The sequence below is a fragment of the Pseudomonas sp. Pseusp18 genome (assembly GCF_059506005.1).
Window position 1 is genome coordinate 96,819 of sequence record NZ_CP169240.1, and the last position, 19,412, is coordinate 116,230.

18 protein-coding genes are annotated in these 19,412 nt (G+C 59.5%); 14 read left to right on the forward strand and 4 right to left on the reverse strand.

The genetic code is table 11. The features are described 5' to 3' along the window. The first annotated feature begins 87 nt into the window (after positions 1 to 87). A complete protein-coding gene (locus tag ACEN9A_RS00325) occupies positions 88 to 1,302 on the forward strand; it encodes a response regulator (RefSeq protein ID WP_019651548.1) in 1,215 nt (404 codons plus the stop codon). 218 nt (positions 1,303 to 1,520) lie between these two features. On the opposite strand, the gene ACEN9A_RS00330 is transcribed toward ACEN9A_RS00325, so the two are convergent. Together ACEN9A_RS00330 and desA are read right to left on the reverse strand one after the other, a co-directional pair. Next, positions 1,521 to 2,510, reverse strand: a complete 990-nt coding sequence (locus ACEN9A_RS00330; protein WP_019651547.1) for a GGDEF domain-containing protein — start codon at positions 2,508 to 2,510, stop codon at positions 1,521 to 1,523. Between the two features lie 250 nt (positions 2,511 to 2,760). Beyond that, positions 2,761 to 3,945, reverse strand: coding sequence for a delta-9 fatty acid desaturase DesA (gene desA / locus ACEN9A_RS00335; RefSeq protein WP_019651546.1), 1,185 nt, complete (start codon positions 3,943 to 3,945; stop codon positions 2,761 to 2,763). Between the two features lie 148 nt (positions 3,946 to 4,093). Here desA and dibA point away from each other — a divergent pair, with 148 nt between their 5' ends. From dibA to ACEN9A_RS00380, 9 genes are all read left to right on the forward strand, one after another. Beyond that, complete coding sequence (dibA, locus tag ACEN9A_RS00340; RefSeq protein ID WP_258671901.1) at positions 4,094 to 6,013, forward strand: phosphodiesterase DibA; 1,920 nt, start codon at positions 4,094 to 4,096, stop codon at positions 6,011 to 6,013. A gap of 255 nt (positions 6,014 to 6,268) precedes the next feature. Continuing rightward, complete coding sequence (gene oscA, locus ACEN9A_RS00345; RefSeq protein WP_019651544.1) at positions 6,269 to 6,451, forward strand: sulfur starvation response protein OscA; 183 nt, start codon at positions 6,269 to 6,271, stop codon at positions 6,449 to 6,451. 70 nt (positions 6,452 to 6,521) lie between these two features. Then, positions 6,522 to 7,535: a sulfate ABC transporter substrate-binding protein gene (locus tag ACEN9A_RS00350; RefSeq protein ID WP_258671903.1), complete on the forward strand. Its 1,014-nt coding sequence runs from the start codon at positions 6,522 to 6,524 to the stop codon at positions 7,533 to 7,535. A gap of 71 nt (positions 7,536 to 7,606) precedes the next feature. Next, complete coding sequence (cysT, locus tag ACEN9A_RS00355) at positions 7,607 to 8,425, forward strand: sulfate ABC transporter permease subunit CysT (RefSeq protein ID WP_258671906.1); 819 nt, start codon at positions 7,607 to 7,609, stop codon at positions 8,423 to 8,425. Between the two features lie 13 nt (positions 8,426 to 8,438). Next, positions 8,439 to 9,308, forward strand: a complete 870-nt coding sequence (cysW, locus tag ACEN9A_RS00360; RefSeq protein ID WP_007941037.1) for a sulfate ABC transporter permease subunit CysW — start codon at positions 8,439 to 8,441, stop codon at positions 9,306 to 9,308. Between the two features lie 3 nt (positions 9,309 to 9,311). Beyond that, positions 9,312 to 10,301 carry a sulfate/molybdate ABC transporter ATP-binding protein gene (locus tag ACEN9A_RS00365; protein WP_007899637.1) on the forward strand — a complete coding sequence of 330 codons (990 nt, stop codon included), beginning with the start codon at positions 9,312 to 9,314 and terminating at the stop codon, positions 10,299 to 10,301. Positions 10,302 to 10,570: 269 nt separating this feature from the next. Continuing rightward, positions 10,571 to 11,941 carry a cytochrome C gene (locus ACEN9A_RS00370; RefSeq protein ID WP_408981101.1) on the forward strand — a complete coding sequence of 457 codons (1,371 nt, stop codon included), beginning with the start codon at positions 10,571 to 10,573 and terminating at the stop codon, positions 11,939 to 11,941. After that, positions 11,931 to 12,443, forward strand: coding sequence for a hypothetical protein (locus tag ACEN9A_RS00375; protein WP_019581704.1), 513 nt, complete (start codon positions 11,931 to 11,933; stop codon positions 12,441 to 12,443). Before ACEN9A_RS00370 ends, ACEN9A_RS00375 begins: the two co-directional genes overlap by 11 nt. Then, positions 12,440 to 14,650 carry a GMC family oxidoreductase gene (locus ACEN9A_RS00380; RefSeq protein WP_258671909.1) on the forward strand — a complete coding sequence of 737 codons (2,211 nt, stop codon included), beginning with the start codon at positions 12,440 to 12,442 and terminating at the stop codon, positions 14,648 to 14,650. Before ACEN9A_RS00375 ends, ACEN9A_RS00380 begins: the two co-directional genes overlap by 4 nt. 43 nt (positions 14,651 to 14,693) lie before the next feature. Here ACEN9A_RS00380 and ACEN9A_RS00385 read toward each other — a convergent pair whose 3' ends face one another. Then, a complete protein-coding gene (locus ACEN9A_RS00385; protein ID WP_258671911.1) occupies positions 14,694 to 15,212 on the reverse strand; it encodes an Mpo1 family 2-hydroxy fatty acid dioxygenase in 519 nt (172 codons plus the stop codon). A gap of 84 nt (positions 15,213 to 15,296) precedes the next feature. Here ACEN9A_RS00385 and ACEN9A_RS00390 point away from each other — a divergent pair, with 84 nt between their 5' ends. From ACEN9A_RS00390 to ACEN9A_RS00400, 3 genes are all read left to right on the forward strand, one after another. Next, the gene (locus ACEN9A_RS00390) at positions 15,297 to 15,983 is read left to right on the forward strand and encodes a Crp/Fnr family transcriptional regulator (protein WP_258671913.1); all 687 of its coding nucleotides are present in this window, start codon (positions 15,297 to 15,299) and stop codon (positions 15,981 to 15,983) included. A 71-nt stretch (positions 15,984 to 16,054) separates the two neighbouring features. Continuing rightward, positions 16,055 to 16,402 carry an Ig-like domain-containing protein gene (locus ACEN9A_RS00395; RefSeq protein ID WP_258671915.1) on the forward strand — a complete coding sequence of 116 codons (348 nt, stop codon included), beginning with the start codon at positions 16,055 to 16,057 and terminating at the stop codon, positions 16,400 to 16,402. 175 nt (positions 16,403 to 16,577) lie between these two features. Further along, positions 16,578 to 16,943: a response regulator gene (locus ACEN9A_RS00400; protein WP_258671916.1), complete on the forward strand. Its 366-nt coding sequence runs from the start codon at positions 16,578 to 16,580 to the stop codon at positions 16,941 to 16,943. Positions 16,944 to 17,009: 66 nt separating this feature from the next. Here the strand turns inward: ACEN9A_RS00400 and ACEN9A_RS00405 are convergent, their stop codons facing one another. After that, positions 17,010 to 18,014 carry an AraC family transcriptional regulator gene (locus ACEN9A_RS00405; protein WP_019581709.1) on the reverse strand — a complete coding sequence of 335 codons (1,005 nt, stop codon included), beginning with the start codon at positions 18,012 to 18,014 and terminating at the stop codon, positions 17,010 to 17,012. A 100-nt stretch (positions 18,015 to 18,114) separates the two neighbouring features. Between ACEN9A_RS00405 and ACEN9A_RS00410 the strand changes: the two genes are divergently transcribed. After that, a complete protein-coding gene (locus tag ACEN9A_RS00410; RefSeq protein WP_258671919.1) occupies positions 18,115 to 19,188 on the forward strand; it encodes a fatty acid desaturase in 1,074 nt (357 codons plus the stop codon). Positions 19,189 to 19,412: the final 224 nt, after the last annotated feature.

Sequence of the window (19,412 nt, forward strand, 5' to 3'; positions counted from 1 at the left end):
TGCCCCTTGAAACACATCAGGGGCAATTGGGCTGTATCGAATGGCCAGCATTGACTAAGGTGCAAGCATTGCCGTTGGAGTGTGCAGATGACTGCTGTGGTGTTACCCGCTGTACCGCGAGTGCTGATTGCCGAGGCGGACCCTTGGTCCCGTGACCTGCTCAAGCAAGTGTTGTTGAATGTGCGCTGCGACGCGCAGCTGGACCTGTGTGCCGATGGCCAGGAAACCCTGCAGCTGTTGGCGGAAAATCCTTATGACCTGGTGATCGTCGACTGGGAGTTGCCCGGCGTCGATGGCCTGAATGTGTTGCGCAGCGTTCGTCAGCGCAAACGTAATCCACCGTTGCCGTTCATTCTGATGAGCAGCCGCAACGACAGCGCCAGCGTGCGTGAAGCCTTGCCTCTGGCGCCCACGGCGTACCTGACCAAACCCCTGGACATGGAAAACCTGACCCAGCGTCTGCAGGATTTGCTGTTGAACGCCGGTGAAGAGGTGTCTTGCGAGGTGCCGTCATTGGCGCCGGGCATGACTTTGTCGGTGTATCTGGAACGACGGCGTGAACTGGCGGACGGTGCGCCGCTGATGACCGATGTGCAGGTGGCGATCAAACGTAGCCTCAATCCCGATGGCCTCGATCTGGTGCGGCTTGAAGACGAGATCCGCACGGATCCGCAAGTCACCGCCGTGCTGATCGCCGCCGCCAACAGCGCGGCCCAGCATCATGGCGCCGCCGTGCAAACCCTGTCCCAGGCGTTGCATCGCTTGGGGACCGGGCAAAGCATGAACCTGATTCTGGGCCTTGCCCTCAAACGCAGTGCCCGGCTCAGTGATCCGCAACTGGCGGACTATGCCGAGCGCTATTGGGAATTGTCCCTGCACACCGCTGAATACGCGCGAACGCTGGCGCGCTTGCTGGATCTGGATCAGGAGCGCTGTTATTGCGCGGGCATGCTGCATCGCCTCGGCGACCTGGCGTTGCTGCGCTGTTTGCAGGAATGGAAGCAGGCCGGTGGTGAGCTGGATGAATGGGAGGAAGTCGGCGATGCCCTGGCCGAATTCGGCGCGGCCTACGGTTCGGCGCTGCGCACCCGCTGGCGGCTGCCGCTGGAGCTGCGAGAGCTGATTGCGGCGGTTTATCAGCTCGGTGGCGGGGTTTACTCCCGCGAAGCGCTGGTGATGAACATGGCCGCGCAACTGGCGCGCCTGACCGAGCATGAGGGGATCGAGGCGTTGTCCAAGAGCCGCACGGCGCGGTTGCTCAAGATCGGATTGCCGGAGCTGATGCGTTTGCGCAAAAAATAAGCCAGACGCCAATCTTGTAGGAGCGAGGCTCTGTGGCGAGGGGGCTTGTCGGATCGCCGCACCGCCCCGTTGGGCTGCGAAGCAGTCCTGAATTCTGCAACCTCGCTCTGTCAGGAATACCGCGCTCTCTGGTTTCACGGCTGCTGCGCAACCGAACGGGGCGGTGCGGCGATCCGACAAGCCCCCTCGCCACAGGTGGCATCAGCGCCAGACAGTTCTCAGCTGGAGATTATCCGGTTCTTGCCCTGGCGCTTGGCCTGGTACATCGCCGCATCGGCGCGGGCGAACAGGCTGTCGAGGTTTTCATCCTCGGGCGTGAGGCTGGTCAGGCCCTGGCTGACGGTGATGCCGAACGTCTGGTCGTCATGGCTGAAACTCAACCGTTGAATCTCCCGTTGCAGGCGCTCGGCCACTTGCATGGCCATGTCTGGTGCACATCCGGGGAACACCGCGGCGAATTCCTCACCGCCGATCCGCCCGAACAGATCACCACGCCGCAGGGCCGCGCGACCGCTCTCAGCGATGCGTTGCAGCACTTTGTCGCCTTCCGGATGGCCGTAGGTGTCGTTGATCACTTTAAAGTCATCGATGTCCAGCAGCAGGAAGGCCAGCGGCTTGCCTTGCTGGCGTGCCTGCTCGAATTCGTGATTGGCACATTCGAAGAAGTGTCGGCGGTTGCTGCTTTGGGTCAGTACGTCGGTGGTGGCCAGGCGGTGGAGCTCGGTTTCCATCTGCTTCTTTTCGGTGATGTCTTCGGCAATGCCGACGATGATCACTGGCTGGCCCGGTTCGGCCTGGCGGTTGATGAAGCACTTGTCGCTGAGCCAGCGCACTTGGCCGTCGGCGGCGATGATGCGGTACTCGCGGTCTTCAACGGCGCCGTTGACCAGCACTTGCGCCAGGCTGCGCTCGGCGTAGTCCAGATCGTCGGGATAAACGCTGTCGCGCCAGTGGTTGTAGTCGGACAGCAACAGGCCGGCGGGGCGGCCGAAGATTCGGTCATAGGCCGGGCTGACGTAGAGCACCTGACGGGTTTCCCAGTTGAATGCCCAAAGCACGGCGTTGACGCTGACCAGCAGCGAGCTGAACAGCTGTTCGCGTTCGCTCAGGCGCGCCACTTCGCCCTGCGCATGCATCAGCGCCATCAACGTTTGCGCGGCCTCGGGCCACTGTGGAAGGGATGTGTCTTGTAGGTTTTTATTGACCATCGGCACAAGTCTCAAAGGGCGTGCCGCTATTTCGACAGCGGCCAACACAAAGCCCGCCGGGGTGGCGAAGTGTCTTTGAGATAGGAGATTTGGGGCGAAGTTCCCGCCTTTCGTGGCGAGGGAGCTTGCTCCCGCCGGGCGGTATTGGCGACGCGTTTTTTCAGTTAAAACGCGTCGTCAGGTATTGCGGCTGCTGCGCAGCCGAGCGGGAGCAAGCTCCCTCGCCACAGGTGCGCCCCTGATTCAGGGGTCAGGCAGTAGCGGGGCGCAGGGAGTAGGTTTTCAGTTGGTCGGCGAAGTCGCGCAGGGATTGAATCCCGCTGGCTTCGGCCTCGTGTACCCAATCCTTGATGGCGGCCAGCATGTCGTGACCATTTGAGCTGGTCTTGACCCAGATCTGCTGCAGGGCCAGGCGTTTCTCGTAAATTACCTTCAGCGCCTGGCTGTGCTCGAGCATGGTCTGGATGCGCATGTGGTGCTTGTCGTCCAGCAGGCTGGTTTCCCGCGAGAGCAGGCGTTTGGCCCGGTGGAACTGGTGACGGACCGAGTGATCGACCTTTTCCAGCTCTTGCTTGACCAGCGGCGCGATCACCAGCTTGCGGTACTGGGCCATGATCTGGAAGCGGTTGTTGAGGATCGCCATGGCGGTGTCCATGTCCAGGTTGCCTTTGCCTTCGACACGGTGGGCGATCGGCGCAACCCGCTGGACCTTGGCCAGGCGCAGGAAGCTGAAGACCTGGATCCAGGCCCAGCCGAGGTCGAATTCCCACTTCTTCACCGACAGTTTGGCCGAGTTAGGGTAGGTGTGATGGTTGTTATGCAGTTCTTCGCCGCCGATCAGGATGCCCCAGGGCACCAGATTGGTCGCCGCATCACGGCATTCGAAGTTGCGGTAGCCGATGGCATGGCCCAGGCCATTGACCACGCCGGCAGCCCAGACCGGGATCCACATCATCTGGATGGCCCAGATGGTGATGCCGATGGTGCCGAACAGCAGCAGGTCGATGACGCCCATGATCGCCACGCCTAGCAGCGGGAAGCGGCTGTAGAGGTTGCGCTCGATCCAGTCTTCGGGGCAGTTCTTGCCGTAGATGCGCAGGGTCTCGGGGTTTTCCGCTTCGGCGCGGTACAGCTCGGCGCCTTTGCGCAGAACGGTGGACAAGCCCTTGATGACCGGGCTGTGCGGGTCATCGACGGTTTCGCATTTGGCGTGATGCTTGCGGTGGATAGCGGTCCACTCGCGGGTGTTCTGCGCCGTGGTCAACCACAGCCAGAAGCGGAAGAAATGTTTCAGGCCGGCATTGAGCTCAAGCGAGCGATGGGCTGAATAGCGATGCAGATAGACCGTGACTCCGACGATCGTGACGTGGGTCATCAGCAGGGTGACTGCCACCAGTGACCAGGGCGATAAGCCAAGAAAACCTTCGTACCACATAGCCTATAGGACCCTCGATAAAGAAAAAGACAGCCGTCGCATTATCACTTAGCCCACAGATAAAACCAGTCGCCCTTTCAGATAAGAGTGGCCGGATGTTTCTTTAATCTATAATTCCACCCTGTTTTGTAGGGACATGGACGCTCGAATGTCAGCCACATATCGCGATGCCTTGCGTGCAGCGCTGCTCTATCTGGTGCTTTCTGTAGTCTGGCTGCAGTTTAGTGGCTATTTATTGAACAGTTTCTTCGATAACTCCACCGACCTGCTGCGCTGGCAACTGATCAACGGTTATGCCTGGGTGGCCTTCAGTGCCGGGCTGATTTTCATCGCGCGCGCACGTTTGTTTCGCTGCCTGGGCGTCGGCGCCAAATTGCGGGAACGTAATGCCGACCGGGAGCGTTTGCGACAGGCGGCTGCGGTGTTCGATTGCACCCGCGAAGGGGTACTGGTCACCAATAGCAAAGGGCTGATCGTCCATGTTAACCGGGCGTTCATGGAAATCACCGGCTACCAGTGTGAGGAAGTGCTGGGTCAGCGACCGAGCATGTTCAAGTCGGGCCATCACCCGCCGGGTTTCTACCAGGCGATGTTCGCGACACTCGACAGCCTCGGCGAGTGGAGCGGGGAAATCTGGAACCGTCGCAAAAGCGGTGAGATTTACCCGCAATGGCAGACGATCCGCCTGGTTCATGACGATCAGGGGCGGCTCAGCCAGTACGTTGCGGTGTTTTCCGACATCAGCGCGATCAAGAACTCCGAGCATGAACTGACGCACCTGGCCCACCACGACCCGCTGACCGATCTGCCCAATCGCCTGCTGTTTACCGACCGTGCCGGGCAGGCAGTGGCCTCGGCGCAGGCACATAAGCGCGGTTGTGCGTTGCTGATGATCGACCTGGATCACTTCAAATTGATCAACGACAGCCTCGGTCACAGTGTCGGTGATCAATTGCTCAAGGGCGTAGCTGAGCGTCTGAACACCTTGTTCGGCCCGGGCATCACCCTGGCGCGGCTCAGTGGCGACGAATTTGCCCTATTGGCTGAAAATTGCCCGCAACCGGGGCACGCCGCGGCACTGGCTCAGCGGGTCATCGATGGCCTCAAGGAGCCGTTTCAGATCGACGGGCATTCGTTGTTCATCAACGCCAGTGTCGGCATCAGCCTGTTCCCCAGCGATGCCTTGAGCGCCGAGCAACTGTTGCGCAATGCCGACTCGGCATTGTTCAAGGCCAAGAGCGCCGGTCGCGACAGCTATGCCCTCTACACCGAAGAGCTGACTGCGCATGCCCAGCAACGCGTCGAGATTGCATTCGAATTGCGCCGAGCGCTGGAGCAGCAAGAGTTGCGGGTTTACTACCAGCCCGTGCATGACCTCAAAAGCAGTCGCCTGATTGGCGTCGAGGCACTGGTGCGCTGGGAGCATCCGCAACGCGGGTTGGTGTCACCGGCTGAATTCATCCCCATTGCCGAGCGCACCGGGTTGATTGCCGAGATCGATGCCTGGGTCATGCGCCAGGCCTGTCGGCAGATGTGTCAGTGGCAAGCGGCGGGCGTGGAGTTGTCGTTTGTCGCGGTGAACGTTTCTTCGCGCCTGTTCGCCCGCCGCGAGCTGTATCAGCAGGTGGCTCAGGTGCTGCACGAAACCGGACTGGATCCGGTGTATCTGGAGCTGGAAGTCACCGAAAGCGCGGTGATGGAGGATCCGGAAGTGGCGCTGGAGCAGATGCATCGCTTGCGTGAGTTAGGCGTGCGGCTGGCCATCGATGACTTCGGCACGGGGTATTCGTCGTTGCTGCGACTCAAGCGTTTACCGGTGCAAAAACTCAAGATCGATCAGGGGTTCGTCGCAGGCTTGCCGGGTGATGAGGATGACGCGGCAATCGCTCGGGTGATCATTGCGCTGGCGCAAAGCATGGGAATGCAGGTGCATGCCGAGGGGATCGAGCAAGTCGAGCAGGCGGCTTTCCTGCTCGGGCACGATTGCGATCTGGGGCAGGGGTACTGGTTTGGGCGGCCAATGTCGGCGGTTTCATTGGATTGGGCCAAGGCGCCAGTAATTTCCTGAAAGCGCAAAGATCGCAGCCTTCGGCAGCTCCTACAGGGGATCGACGTACACCCGTAGGAGCTGCCGAAGGCTGCGATCCTTTGATCTTAAAGTCACTAACACTCAGCAACCCCTTGCTCCGTCAGATAATGCCTTAAGGTTATATAAACATTCTTAAATAGTATTTTTAAGAATATCTGCGCCTATCTACTATTGCTCTCACGCCGTACGCAGTGCCCGCCACTGCCAGGCATATCTCATTAAAGGAGCAGCACCATGAGCGCATCCCTACGCAGTGTTGACGGGCAGGACGAAGCCACTATTTTGCGTGAAATCCAGAGCGCCTTGCGCGATCTGCGCTTTGGCGCGGTGGAAATCACCGTGCACAACGCCCAGGTGGTACAGATCGAACGCAAAGAGAAATTCCGTTTGCAGCATCCGGCTAATAAACCGAGCTAAAAGATCGCAGGCAACCCGTTCCAGACCATAAGAAAAAGCCACCACACCAAGAATTCCAGGAGCTTTCACCATGTCGTCGATTCGCCATTTTGCTTTGGCCGCCCTGGCCAGTGCCCTTTTTGCTGGTTCCGCGGTTGCCAAGGATTACGAATTGCTCAACGTGTCGTACGACCCGACACGCGAGCTGTATCAGGACTACAACGCCGAGTTCATCAACTTCTGGAAGAAAGACCACGCTGGCGACAACGTGAAGATCCAGCAGTCCCACGGTGGCTCAGGCAAGCAGGGCCGGGCGGTGATCGACGGTCTGCGGGCCGACGTGGTGACCCTGGCCCTGGCCGGTGACATCGACGAAATCGCCAAGCTCGGCAAGAGCCTGCCGGCTGACTGGCAGAAGCGTCTGCCGCAAGCGAGCACGCCTTACACCTCGACCATCGTGTTCCTGGTGCGCAAGGGCAACCCGAAAGGCATCAAGGACTGGGGCGACCTGACCAAAAACGGCGTGGAAGTCATCACCCCGAACCCGAAAACCTCCGGCGGTGCACGCTGGAACTTCCTCGCGGCCTGGGCCTATGGCCTGAAAGCCAATGGCGGTAACGAAGCCAAGGCCAAAGAGTATGTGCAGACCCTGTTCAAACACGTGCCTGTGCTGGATACCGGCGCTCGCGGTTCGACCATCACTTTCGTCAACAACGGTCAGGGCGACGTGTTGCTGGCCTGGGAAAACGAAGCCTTCCTGGCCTTGAAAGAAGACGGCGGCTCCGACAAGTTCGACATCGTTGTGCCTTCGCTGTCGATCCTTGCCGAACCACCGGTGGCTGTGGTCGACAAGAACGCCGAGAAAAAGGGCAACACCGAGATCGCCGAAGCGTACCTCAAGCACCTGTACAGCCCGGCCGGCCAGGAAATCGCGGCGAAAAACTTCTATCGTCCACGTGACAAGGACGTAGCTGCCAAGTACGCCAAGCAGTTCCCGACCCTGGAGCTGGTTTCCATCGACAAGGACTTCGGCGGCTGGAAAACCGCGCAACCGAAATTCTTCAATGACGGTGGCGTGTTCGACCAGATCTACCAGGCGCAGTAACCTGAAATAGATCAGCCAACGGGCCCCGATTTCATCGTCGGGGCTTAGCGCGTTCTCAACCAAGGACTTTTATGTCGCGTCGTATCTCCCCCGTCATACCCGGCTTCGGGCTGACGCTGGGCTACACCTTGGTGTACCTCAGCCTGATTGTGCTCATTCCACTGGCGGCGATGTTCGTGCATGCCGCTCAACTGACCTGGGACCAGTTCTGGGCAATCATCTCGGCACCTCGGGTGCTGGCCGCGTTGAAGCTGAGCTTCGGCACCGCGTTGTACGCCGCGATCATCAACGGCGTGATCGGCACGCTGCTGGCCTGGGTGCTGGTGCGCTACACCTTCCCGGGGCGCAAAGTCATCGATGCGATGATCGATCTGCCCTTCGCATTGCCCACTGCCGTGGCCGGTATCGCGTTGACCGCGCTGTACACCCCCACCGGCCTGGTGGGTCAGTTCGCGGCGGACCTGGGTTTCAAGATCGCGTATACCCCCCTCGGCATCACCCTGGCGCTGACTTTTGTAACACTTCCATTCGTAGTACGTACGGTACAGCCTGTACTGGCCGATATCCCCCGTGAAGTGGAAGAGGCGGCGGCGTGCCTGGGGGCAAAACCGTTGCAGGTTTTCCGCCATATTCTGGTGCCGGCGCTGCTCCCAGCCTGGCTGACCGGTTTCGCCTTGGCCTTTGCCCGCGGGGTCGGCGAGTACGGTTCGGTGATTTTCATCGCCGGCAACATGCCGATGAAAACCGAGATCCTGCCGCTGCTGATCATGGTCAAACTCGACCAGTACGATTACACCGGCGCCACCTCCATTGGTGTACTGATGCTGGTGGTTTCCTTTGTCCTGTTGCTGCTGATCAACTTGTTGCAGCGGCGCATCGAAACCCCATAAGGAGGCGCGAAAAATGTCCCAATCGTCTATTGCAGCGGCCTCCTCGAACGCCGCCCGCCGTGGCAGTGCCGCTTCGCGGCGAATCCTCATCGGCCTCGGCTGGCTGATTTTTGCGCTGTTTCTGTTGTTGCCGCTGTTCATCGTGGTGTCCCAAGGCCTGAAGCTGGGCCTGGGGGCGTTCTTCACCGCGATCTTTGAACCGGACGCGTTGTCGGCCCTGAAACTCACGGTGATTGCAGTGCTGATTTCGGTGCCGCTGAACCTGGTGTTCGGTGTCAGCGCCGCATGGTGCGTGAGCAAATACTCGTTCCGCGGCAAGAGCATGCTGGTGACCCTGATCGACTTGCCGTTCTCGGTGTCGCCGGTGATCGCAGGTCTGGTCTACGTGTTGATGTTCGGCGCCCAAGGCTTGTTCGGCCCGTGGTTGCAGGATCACGACATCCAGATCGTCTTCGCCTTGCCGGGCATTGTGCTGGCGACGATTTTCGTCACCGTGCCGTTCGTGGCCCGTGAGCTGATCCCGCTGATGCAGGAACAAGGCACCCAGGAAGAAGAGGCCGCGCGCCTGCTCGGCGCCAATGGCTGGCAGATGTTCTGGCACGTCACTGTGCCCAATATCAAATGGGGCCTGATCTACGGCGTGGTGCTCTGCACGGCGCGGGCGATGGGTGAGTTCGGTGCGGTGTCGGTGGTTTCCGGGCACATTCGCGGGGTGACCAACACCTTGCCGCTGCACGTCGAGATCCTCTACAACGAATACAACCACGTGGCCGCGTTCGCCGTGGCGAGCCTGTTGCTGATCCTGGCGCTCTTCATCCTGCTGCTCAAGCAGTGGAGCGAAAACCGTATTAACCGCCTGCGCGCCAGCGCCGCGGAGGAATAAGTCATGTCGATCGAAGTGCGTAACGTCAGCAAGAACTTCCACGCGTTCAAGGCGCTGGACAACATCAGCCTAGACATTCAAAGCGGCGAGCTGGTGGCGCTGCTCGGTCCCTCGGGTTGCGGTAAAACCACGCTGCTGAGGATCATCGCCGGCCTGGAAACCCCGGATCAGGGCAACATCGTGTTCCACGGCGAAGACGTTTCCGGCCACGACGTGCGTGATCGCAACGTCGGTTTCGTGTTCCAGCACTACGCCCTGTTCCGCCACATGACGGTGTTCGACAACGTTGCGTTCGGCCTGCGCATGAAGCCGAAAAACCAGCGCCCGAACGAAAGCCAGATCGCGGTGAAAGTCCACGAACTGCTGAACATGGTGCAACTGGACTGGTTGGCCGATCGCTACCCGGAACAACTCTCCGGCGGCCAGCGTCAGCGCATCGCGTTGGCCCGCGCCTTGGCGGTGGAGCCGAAAGTGCTGCTGCTCGACGAGCCTTTTGGTGCACTCGATGCCAAGGTCCGTAAAGAACTGCGTCGCTGGCTCGCGCGGCTGCACGAAGACATCAACCTGACTTCGGTATTCGTGACCCACGACCAGGAAGAGGCGATGGAAGTTGCCGACCGGATCGTGGTGATGAACAAGGGGGTGATCGAGCAGATCGGTTCACCGGGCGACGTCTACGAAAATCCGGCCAGCGATTTCGTCTATCACTTCCTCGGCGATTCGAACCGTCTCCATTTGGGCGAAGACCGGCACGTACTGTTCCGTCCACACGAAGTGTCGCTGTCGCGGCATGAACTGGAAGACCATCACGCCGCTGAAGTGCGGGATATTCGCCCGCTGGGCGCCACCACGCGGGTGACGCTGAAGGTCGAAGGCCAGAGCGAGTTGATTGAAGCGGAAGTGGTGAAGGATCACGACAGCCTGGTTGGATTGGCGAAGGGTGAGACGCTGTTCTTCAAACCCAAGGTCTGGCAGAAAGTCGCCAACATTTAAGATCAAAAGATCGCAGGCTGCGCCAGCTCCTACAGTGGATTTGGGTTGAACACACATTTGTGGCCAACCCAAAGTCCTTGCTCGCGATGGCGTCCCCAAGAACATCCCGCCCAATCTGTAATAACACCAACCGACCTTGCTTCGATCGGTTCTACCCCCGTGACTTCTTTGCCTAAAACCCTACCTAGACTCTGACTTGCCAGGAGGCAGTGAGAGTCCATGACGGACCGGTGTTATCTCCTGGCGCCCTGATGCCAAGGAGATAAAACATGAGAATGGAAGTCAGTCGGCATGGCCCGTTTGGCTGTGCCTTGTTGAGCGTTTTGCTGGGCTCGTCCGCCAGCGCCGCCCCCTCGCTGTCGCCACAGATACCCTTTGATGTCACGGTTACCCAACCGGTTTCTCTGCCCAGCCTGCAGGCCGATTTCGATGACTTGTCGTGGCAGACCTTCATCGCTCTGAGCTGGCCGGCGCTGGACAATGGCGATCCAAATACCGGCACCCCCATCGGTAAGCAGGATGGGGCCACGGTGTGGGAAAGCTGGAAAGAGAGCTACCAGATCTTCCGGGCCAAGGGACAGACACCGCTGCCCTGGGATGCCCCGGCAACCCTCCCCGAAGTGTGCAAGTCACTCAAGCCTGGCCGCTTGTTACAACAGATGGGCAAGGTGCCCGATGTGCTGGATGAGTTTATCCAGCCTTTCGAGAGTGGCCCGCTGGTGGATCAGAACGGCGTCTATACGCGCAACGAAATCGTGGTCAACCAATCGATGTTCGACGGGATCGTCAACAACGGGCTGTACAGCATCGAAGGCCAGCAGAAGTTTTTCGCCGCGAGCCCGAGCAACGCCGTGGCTTTCAGCTGTGGCTCGGCTGAGACGAAGCAGGTCGGTGCGGTGATGGTGAAGGCGTCGTGGAAAGTGCTGGGCCCCAATGACCGCAGGCAGGATTTCCACACCGTCGATGCGCTGGTCTATACGCCGGGCAACAACGACCCAAGTCATGGGCCGATTGTCGAGGAGTCGTGTGTGTCCGAGCCGGTCGGGCTGGTGGGGTTGCACATCGTTCATAAGACCGCCAATGCGGCGCAGTGGGTCTGGTCAACCTTTGAACATGTGAAAAACGTACCGGAGAAATCCACGCCTCCTGAGCAGCGGGTGGGCCCGTACCTGTTCTACAACGTCAACAGCAAGAGCGACGTCAACCAGCCTCCGCCACGGCCGTGGAACCCGGCAGTCAAGGCGACGCCCTCGCAGATCGAGCGTGACGCGCCGCTGACCGACGCCACCAAAAACCTGAACACCACGTACCAGGCCCTGCTGCGAACGGTCAATCCGCAGAGTGTCTGGGCGAACTATCAATTGATCAGCACCCAGTGGCCGTCTGCCCCTCCACAGCCCAATTGCCAGATATCGGCGACCAACCCACTGGGCAGTCCCGCGCCCTTGTTCCTGGCCAACGCCACGCTGGAAACCTATATCCAGGGCACCGTACCCCAGGCGTCTTCCAGTTGCATGGCGTGCCACGGTAATGCGGCCACCCATGTCACCGAATCCCCGCGCACCAGCTTCGCGGATTTCACCTACCTGCTTGAACGCGCACAGTCCACGGGTGGACAAGGAGTCAGCCATGAGCAGTGATCTGCAAAACTTCATTGGCCTTTCATCGGCCCTCACCGGCATTCCCGCTGATCGACTGGCGCCGGCCATCGACCAGGTGGGCTTGCCGCCGATCTTTCTCGAGTTCATCACGCCGCGCATCACCCCTGATGTGCTCAACGCCTTGCTGACTCAGTACGCCACGATGGCGGCGGACCTTGAGCCTCCGGACCGGATCGCCCAGGCGGTACTGATGGATGGGGCGCAACCGGCGACCACGCAAACCGCCCGAGCAGCGCGTTCGATCATGAAGCTGTGGTTGTTGGGTGTCTGGTATCAGCCCTATGCCACCGGGAGCTACAAATCGACCGACTCGATGGTGGTGTCCGATCAGGCCTACATCAACAGCTGGGCCTGGAAAATTGCCCAGGCCCATCCCATGGGCTACAGCGAGATGTTTTTCGGCTATTGGAACACCACGCCGCCGAGCCTTGAGGATTACACCGGAGTACCCGCCAGCGGACAGCAAGGAGCCTTGTCATGAGTACCGAACAAGCGGACGTAGTGATCGTTGGCGCGGGGCTGGCCGGCAGCATCATCGCTTATCAACTGGGCATGGCCGGGGTGGATGTGCTGGTGCTCGAATCAGGCCCGGAAATCCCGGCCAACCGTGCTCAATACCTGGAGCGTTTCTATACGGCCACGCTGAAAACCCCCGAAGCCCCTTACCCACCGGTGACGAGCCTGGACACGCCCCGTGATCCGGCCGACGAGAACGCCCCGCGTGCGACCATCGCCGATTTGATCCTGGGCTGGGACAAGCCGGCGATCAGCTATCTGGTACAGAAAGGCCCGATGCCCTTCACCAGCACCTATGAACGGGTCGGCGGCGGCACCACCTGGCATTGGGTCGGGACATGTCTGCGCATGGTGCCGAACGATTTTCGCCTGAAATCAAAATACGGCGTCGGGGTGGACTGGCCTATCGGCTACGACGATCTGCAAAGTGCCTACTGCCGGGCCGAGGCGGAAATCGGCGTGGCGGCCAATGTCGCCGACCAGGCCTATCTGGGCATGACCTTTCCCGAAGGTTATTCATTCCCGATGCATAGCATTCCGTTGTCGCTGGTCGATGGCAGTTTTGTCACGGCCGTGACGGGGCAGACGTTTGACGGCTTGCCGCTGGTGGTCAGCCCGACGCCCGCCGGACGTAATTCCCAACCTTACGCGGGGCGCCGGGTGTGTGCCGGCAACACCAACTGCACACCGATCTGCCCGATCCAGGCCAAGTACGATGCGACAGTGACAATGAACAAAGCCCTGGCCACCGGCAAGGTCAAGGTGTTGTACCGAACCGTGGCCAGCAAAGTGACTGTCGGGGCGGACAGCAATATCAACGGCATCGAATTCATTCAGTATCAGCTTGGCGACGGCCCGGTCACTGGAACCGGCGTCGCTATCGGGCAGCGTTATGTGATCGCCGCCCATGCCATCGAGACACCCAAGCTATTACTGAATTCCACGAGTCCGGCCTGGCCCAAAGGTGTGGCCAACAGCAGTGGGCAGGTGGGACGCAGCCTGGCCGATCACCCGATCTACCTGGCATGGGGGCTGATGCCTGAAGGCAAGGCGGTTTTTCCGTACCGGGGTCCTCTGTCCACGGCGGGCATCGAGAGTTTGCGTGACGGTGACTTTCGCAAATCTCGAGCGGCGTGGCGCATCGAAATCGGTAACGAGGGCTGGAACTGGCCGGCCACCGATCCTTACACCACCGTGGCTGACTTCATCGACGGGGCGAATCACAGTCAAACCAACCCGCTACCGCCGGCCTTGAAACCACAGCAAGTGCTCTATGGGACAGCGTTGGTTCAAAAGCTCAACGACTTGTTCATCCGTCAGTTCCGGATCGCGTTTCTGGTGGAGCAGGTCGAGGACGATCCCGATCACCCCACGTGTTACATCGTGCCGTCGACCGAGTACAAGGACCGGCTCGGCATTCCCCGGCCGGAAATTCACTATGACCTGTCCAAATACACCAAGGAGGGCTTCAAGCAGGCGAAGAAGTTGGCGACTCACATCATCACCGAACTGCTCGGCGCGGTGGAGCTGACGACACCTCTCACGCCCGGGACGTTCACCTACGACAATGAGCCTTACAGTTTCCAGGGCGCCGGGCACCTGATGGGGACCTATCGCATGGGCGATGATCCAACCAAATCGGTCGTCGACAAATACCAGCGCAGTTGGGACCACAAGAACCTGTTCCTGGTGGGCGATGGTGTCTTCCCCAGCACCGGCACTTCGAACCCGAGCCTGACGATTGCCGCGTTGTCGTTCCAGGCCGGGGATACGCTGGCCAACGACCTGAAGGCTGCGACGGTGGAGGTTCTGGCCAATCTGCCCTGGCAGGGCACCGGTGTACAGATCAACGGTCTGGTGCCGCGTCTGGCTCGTTGTGTCCTTGGCTTATGGTGCGCCAGTCCGGCGGGTGGCTGGGTGGATGGAAAGGGCAATCCAGACTACATCGCCAAGTTCGGCTATACGCTGATGGGGGCCGCCGAAGGTGCTTTGATCGGCCGTGTTGGTGACTTTGGCATTCCCTTCCTGATCGGTGATCTGGCGCAGATTCCGGCCGGCCAGCAAGGCGAGCTGCAGTTGTGTATCAATGATGACCTGCTAGGCCTCTACGGTGCGGGTTTGAAGGACAACCTCGGTGCACTGACGGTTCGGGTCGAGTTCGGCACGCTGTGAAACCTGGAGCGGTAACGGCATCAATCCGTTACCGCTCTTTTTCTCAGGCGGCGGAGCGTTGATTGCGCAAGGCCACTGGCCCGGCGCGTTCTTCGATGGCCCGTTTCAGCTCACCCCGAAGCCCCAGCAGGAAGCCTGCTTCCACCACTACAAACAACGGCCCGACAATCAACCCCGTCACATCATCGACAAACGCCGGTTTGCGCCCCTCGTAATGATGACCGACAAACTGAATCGCCCAGCCCACCACAAACATCCCGATGCCGGCGCCAAGCCAGGCAAATGTGCTTTGCTGCGCAAGCACATGCCCCAGCCAGACCGACAGGCCCAGCAATACCGTCATCAGCACTCCCAGCCGCAGTTCCAGGCGCAGGTAAAACCACGCCGACACCAGTGACACCAGCACTGCCGGTGACAGCCAGCCCCCGGCCCATTGCGGACGCGACAGCAACACCGCGACCGCCACGACGATCAGGGGGATGCCCACGAAGTGGCTGGCGATATTGCGCGGATCACGGTGGTAAGCGGCGTATTGACTGAGATGGTCAACGAGGCTTTTCATTGTTATTCCTCCTGTAGGGTGATTGATGATGCCCCGGGTTCATCTCTCGCTCTGTCAGCCAGGCGACAATCTCCAGGAGTTTTCATGGACATGCAGGTTTGGCGTTCGCGCCTGGATACGGGGCAATGGTTCAGTCATTTACCTGTTTCCTTACAGGATAGTCTGCTGACAATCGCCCGGGTTCGGCGCCTATTGCCGGGGCAACTGCTGTTCAAACGCGGTGATCCCCCGTGCGGGTTGTATGCGGTGCTTGAAGGTTCGGTGCGCATTGGCGCGGTGAGCGAGCAGGGCAAGGAGGCGCTGCTGAGTCTGGTGGAACCGCCGCACTGGTTCGGCGAAATCTGCCTGTTCGATGGTCAGCCGCGAACCCATGATGCCTACGCCGTGGGCCAGTGCATTCTGTTGCACATCCCGCAAACGGCGCTGCTGGCATTACTAGATGAACACCCGGTGTACTGGCGACAACTGGCGTTGTTGATGAGCCACAAACTGCGCCTGACCTTTATCAACCTCGAACAGCTGAGCCTGATGCCGGCCCCAGCACGCCTGGCCCATCGCTTGCTGATGATCGCCGAGGGCTATGGTGAAATCGACCTGCCGCGCCGCGTTCTGCAACTGCCGCAGGAGCAACTGGCGTCGATGCTGTCGTTGTCGCGCCAGACCACCAACCAGATCCTCAAGGACTTGCAGGGGCAGGGGATTCTCGGTCTGAGTTATGGTGAGATTGAGATTTTGGATTTGGAGAAGCTACGGGCTACCTATCAGATATGACAGTAGATAGCTGGAGGTCAGAGGTATAAAAAGAAGATTGTCGAAGACGACAACCAAAGGAGATGGGCACTATGAGCAATATTAACCAAGGCAAAGCAGCTGGTGGTGTAGATCGCACTGAGCTTCCGACCAACAAAAACATTGCTCCACCTGTCGTTGATACTCCGACAAAAAATGATAATGTCAGAAACCCGGTAAAATTCTCCGGAACCGCTCTTCCGGGATGGCAGGTAGTAGTCGTTAAGGTCCCCATTGATGGTACCGAACTCACGTCGGTGGATGCCGGAGTTGATGGTAAATGGTCCAACGACGTTGCTCTTGAGATAGGCAATTACTCAGCCGTTGCATTTCAAACGATGGGCCGAGAAAGATCGCCATTTACGGATATTTTTGATTTCAAGGTAAGCGACGGTCAGTAAGTCCCTTGTTAACTCGTCCCATCAAGCCGTGACCTGTCGAAAATGAATGGGCGCGGCTTTTACCTCCTTCAATAGAACCACACTCGACAGAACCCCTCAGCCGGAAAAATAAGTTTGTCATGGGCAACTCACTCGAAGGGGCTTAGCCTGTAAGGCTGAATAATCGAGGTGTGCCATGCGTGTGCTGTTAGTGGAAGATGAGCCCGAGACCGCCAGCCTCCTGGCCAAAGGCCTGAGCGAAGCGAGTTATGCGGTGGATGTAGCGCTCAATGGCATGGACGGCCGACGCTTTATCGAATCTGGCGAATATGAATTGATCATCCTCGACGTGATGCTGCCGGGGCTCAACGGCTGGCAGTTGCTGCAGCAGATCCGCAAGCTCGGCGATACGCCGGTGCTGTTGCTCACCACCACGGACGGCATCGAGGACCGGCTGCGCGGGTTGGAGCTGCATGAGGATGATTACCTGCTCAAGCCGTTTACCGTCAGCGAGCTGGTGAAGCGGGTGCGCAAGCTGTTGCGGCGAGATCGGCGGCGGTAGCGGTTTCAGTGGTGTTTGAAAAATTGCTATCGCTGGCCGGAAATCTCAACGCAACTTGCGAATCTATTACCGCAACCCATCCCGAAACTGCCCCGGCGTCATTCCGGTCCAGCGCTTGAACGCGCGGCTGAAGCTGCTGGTGTCGGCGAATCCCAATAGGTAACTGACCTCGCTCAACGAGCATTGCGGGTCGCGCAGGTGCAGCAGCGCCAGGTTTTCCCGACTTTCGTTGAGCAGCGTATCGAACCGACAACCTTCGTCCGCCAGGTGCCGTTGCAGGCTGCGCAAGCTCAAGTGCAGTGCCTCGGCGATGCGATCGGCCGACGGTTCGCCTTCGGGTAGTTGCTCTTCGATGGCGTCGCGAACCTTGCGCTCCCAGGTCAGGGGCTTGAGTTGCGCCAGGGTGCGTTTGAGCACGGTTTCGTTGTGTTCGGCCAGTTCCGGGTTGGCGTCGTCCAGGTGGCTGTCGAAATCCACCAGGGCGAATTCCAGTCGGTCTTCCTCGGCGGCGAAATACACCGGCGAACGGAACACTTTGTGCCATTGATGCGGGTCGGCAGGTTCCGGACGGCGCAGATAAACCGCCAGCGGCGCGTAGTCACGGCCCAGCCGGTTTCGGCAGGTGCGCACGTAAATCGCCGCGAAGGCGTCAATGGCTTCGAAGGCTGGCGCGGGGTTGCCCTGGGGGATTTTCAGGCGGAAGCGATAACGATCCTCGGCGCGGGTCAGTTCCAGGTCCAGCGCATCGCTGACCACCTGGTGATAACGCACGATGCGCTCGAACACTTCCCGCAGGCTGCCGCTGGCCACCAACGCATACCCGAGCGCATGAAACGTGGTCGGGCTGACAAACCGCGACACCCGCAAGCCAATCGCCGGGTCGCCACTGACCTGCACCGCGATTTCCCACAGGCGCGTGGTGCCGGACAACGGGTAACGGGCGTTCGGGTCGTCCATCAACTGCGGATCGAGCCCCGCCTGTCGGCACAGGGCGGTGCTGTCGAGGCCCAGCGCATCGAGCTGCTTGCGCAGGGCGCGGGTCCAGCTGGCGAGGGAGGTCGGTTCAGTCATGTCGATTGGCGCGTCCGGTCAACAGGTTGGCGTTCACGGCTACCGCTGTGTGAAGCATCACAGGGCAGGATGCGAACATCAATAACCAGAGGATGGAAGCATGGACGGTACTTCTGCAAGTCCCCAGCGACTGAATGCAGCACAACGATCAGCGCATATTCGCCAGGTGGTATTGGCCAAGGGCGTCGAGTTGCGTCGGCGCTACCCGATTCTCAACCATCAGGACGCCTTGGGTGCGGGCATCCTGGCCTTCGCCCTGGCCGGGATGATCGGTTCGGCAGTGCTCTATATCAACGGATACATGGCCTGGTGGGCATGCCTGTTGCTCAACGCGTTTTTCGCTTCGTTGACCCATGAACTTGAGCATGACCTGATTCACAGCATGTATTTTCGCAAACAGCGGGTGCCGCATAACCTGATGATGGGCCTGGTATGGCTGGCGCGGCCGAGCACCATCAACCCGTGGATTCGCCGCCATTTGCACCTCAACCACCACAAGGTGTCCGGCACCGAAGCCGATATGGAAGAGCGGGCGATCACCAACGGTGAGCGCTGGGGTTTTGCGCGGCTGTTGATGGTTGGCGACAACGTGATGTCGGCGTTTATCCGCATGCTGCGGGCCAAGACCTGGGCGCACAAGTTCAGCATCCTCAAGCGCTCCCTGAAAGTTTACGCACCGCTGGCGCTGATGCATTGGGGGGCGTGGTATGTGTTCCTCGGTTTTCACGCCGTCAACGGCATCGCGCATCTGTTGGCTGTGCCCATCGAATGGTCGGCGACGACATTGGCGGTGATGCAAGTGATCGACATCGCTGTCGTGGTGATCATCGGTCCGAACGTGTTGCGCACGTTCTGCCTGCACTTTGTCAGCTCGAACATGCACTACTACGGTGACGTCGAGCCGGGGAATGTGATTGAGCAGACTCAGGTCTTGAACGCTTGGTGGCTGTGGCCGTTGCAGGCGTTCTGCTTCAACTTTGGCAGCAGCCACGGGATCCATCATTTTGTGGTGAAGGAACCGTTTTACATCCGCCAGATGACCGTTCCGGTGGCGCATGAGGTAATGCGCGAAATGGGGGTTCGGTTCAATGATTTCGGGACGTTTGCACGGGCGAACCGATTTGCGCACAAGGCGACCACAGAACCCCGTCAGGTGCATGCCGCCCAGGTTTGAGCAAGGCACCCGGAAACTCAAAGGCGAAAAACGCTCGTCATCAATTTGACCCAAAGGGACGCTACGTTGTGACGCAAGCAGCGAGGGGTCGACGATTGTCGAAGATGATTTGTATATGCTATTTAGGCCTAATAAAGTAATTAAATATTCCTTTATTGGATAACCGATTTCGCCAATCATCGGCTTCAGGATTGTTGATCAGCGCAAACAGATTTTGAGTTTCC

Bases quoted from the DNA above. Each gene is read 5' to 3' on its own strand.
- ACEN9A_RS00325 (WP_019651548.1), top strand. From the start codon at position 88: ATGACTGCTGTGGTGTTACCCGCTGTACCGCGAGTGCTGATTGCCGAG.
- ACEN9A_RS00330 (WP_019651547.1), bottom strand. From the start codon at position 2,510: ATGGTCAATAAAAACCTACAAGACACATCCCTTCCACAGTGGCCCGAG.
- desA (WP_019651546.1), bottom strand. From the start codon at position 3,945: ATGTGGTACGAAGGTTTTCTTGGCTTATCGCCCTGGTCACTGGTGGCA.
- dibA (WP_258671901.1), top strand. From the start codon at position 4,094: ATGTCAGCCACATATCGCGATGCCTTGCGTGCAGCGCTGCTCTATCTG.
- oscA (WP_019651544.1), top strand. From the start codon at position 6,269: ATGAGCGCATCCCTACGCAGTGTTGACGGGCAGGACGAAGCCACTATT.
- ACEN9A_RS00350 (WP_258671903.1), top strand. From the start codon at position 6,522: ATGTCGTCGATTCGCCATTTTGCTTTGGCCGCCCTGGCCAGTGCCCTT.
- cysT (WP_258671906.1), top strand. From the start codon at position 7,607: ATGTCGCGTCGTATCTCCCCCGTCATACCCGGCTTCGGGCTGACGCTG.
- cysW (WP_007941037.1), top strand. From the start codon at position 8,439: ATGTCCCAATCGTCTATTGCAGCGGCCTCCTCGAACGCCGCCCGCCGT.
- ACEN9A_RS00365 (WP_007899637.1), top strand. From the start codon at position 9,312: ATGTCGATCGAAGTGCGTAACGTCAGCAAGAACTTCCACGCGTTCAAG.
- ACEN9A_RS00370 (WP_408981101.1), top strand. From the start codon at position 10,571: ATGAGAATGGAAGTCAGTCGGCATGGCCCGTTTGGCTGTGCCTTGTTG.
- ACEN9A_RS00375 (WP_019581704.1), top strand. From the start codon at position 11,931: ATGAGCAGTGATCTGCAAAACTTCATTGGCCTTTCATCGGCCCTCACC.
- ACEN9A_RS00380 (WP_258671909.1), top strand. From the start codon at position 12,440: ATGAGTACCGAACAAGCGGACGTAGTGATCGTTGGCGCGGGGCTGGCC.
- ACEN9A_RS00385 (WP_258671911.1), bottom strand. From the start codon at position 15,212: ATGAAAAGCCTCGTTGACCATCTCAGTCAATACGCCGCTTACCACCGT.
- ACEN9A_RS00390 (WP_258671913.1), top strand. From the start codon at position 15,297: ATGGACATGCAGGTTTGGCGTTCGCGCCTGGATACGGGGCAATGGTTC.
- ACEN9A_RS00395 (WP_258671915.1), top strand. From the start codon at position 16,055: ATGAGCAATATTAACCAAGGCAAAGCAGCTGGTGGTGTAGATCGCACT.
- ACEN9A_RS00400 (WP_258671916.1), top strand. From the start codon at position 16,578: ATGCGTGTGCTGTTAGTGGAAGATGAGCCCGAGACCGCCAGCCTCCTG.
- ACEN9A_RS00405 (WP_019581709.1), bottom strand. From the start codon at position 18,014: ATGACTGAACCGACCTCCCTCGCCAGCTGGACCCGCGCCCTGCGCAAG.
- ACEN9A_RS00410 (WP_258671919.1), top strand. From the start codon at position 18,115: ATGGACGGTACTTCTGCAAGTCCCCAGCGACTGAATGCAGCACAACGA.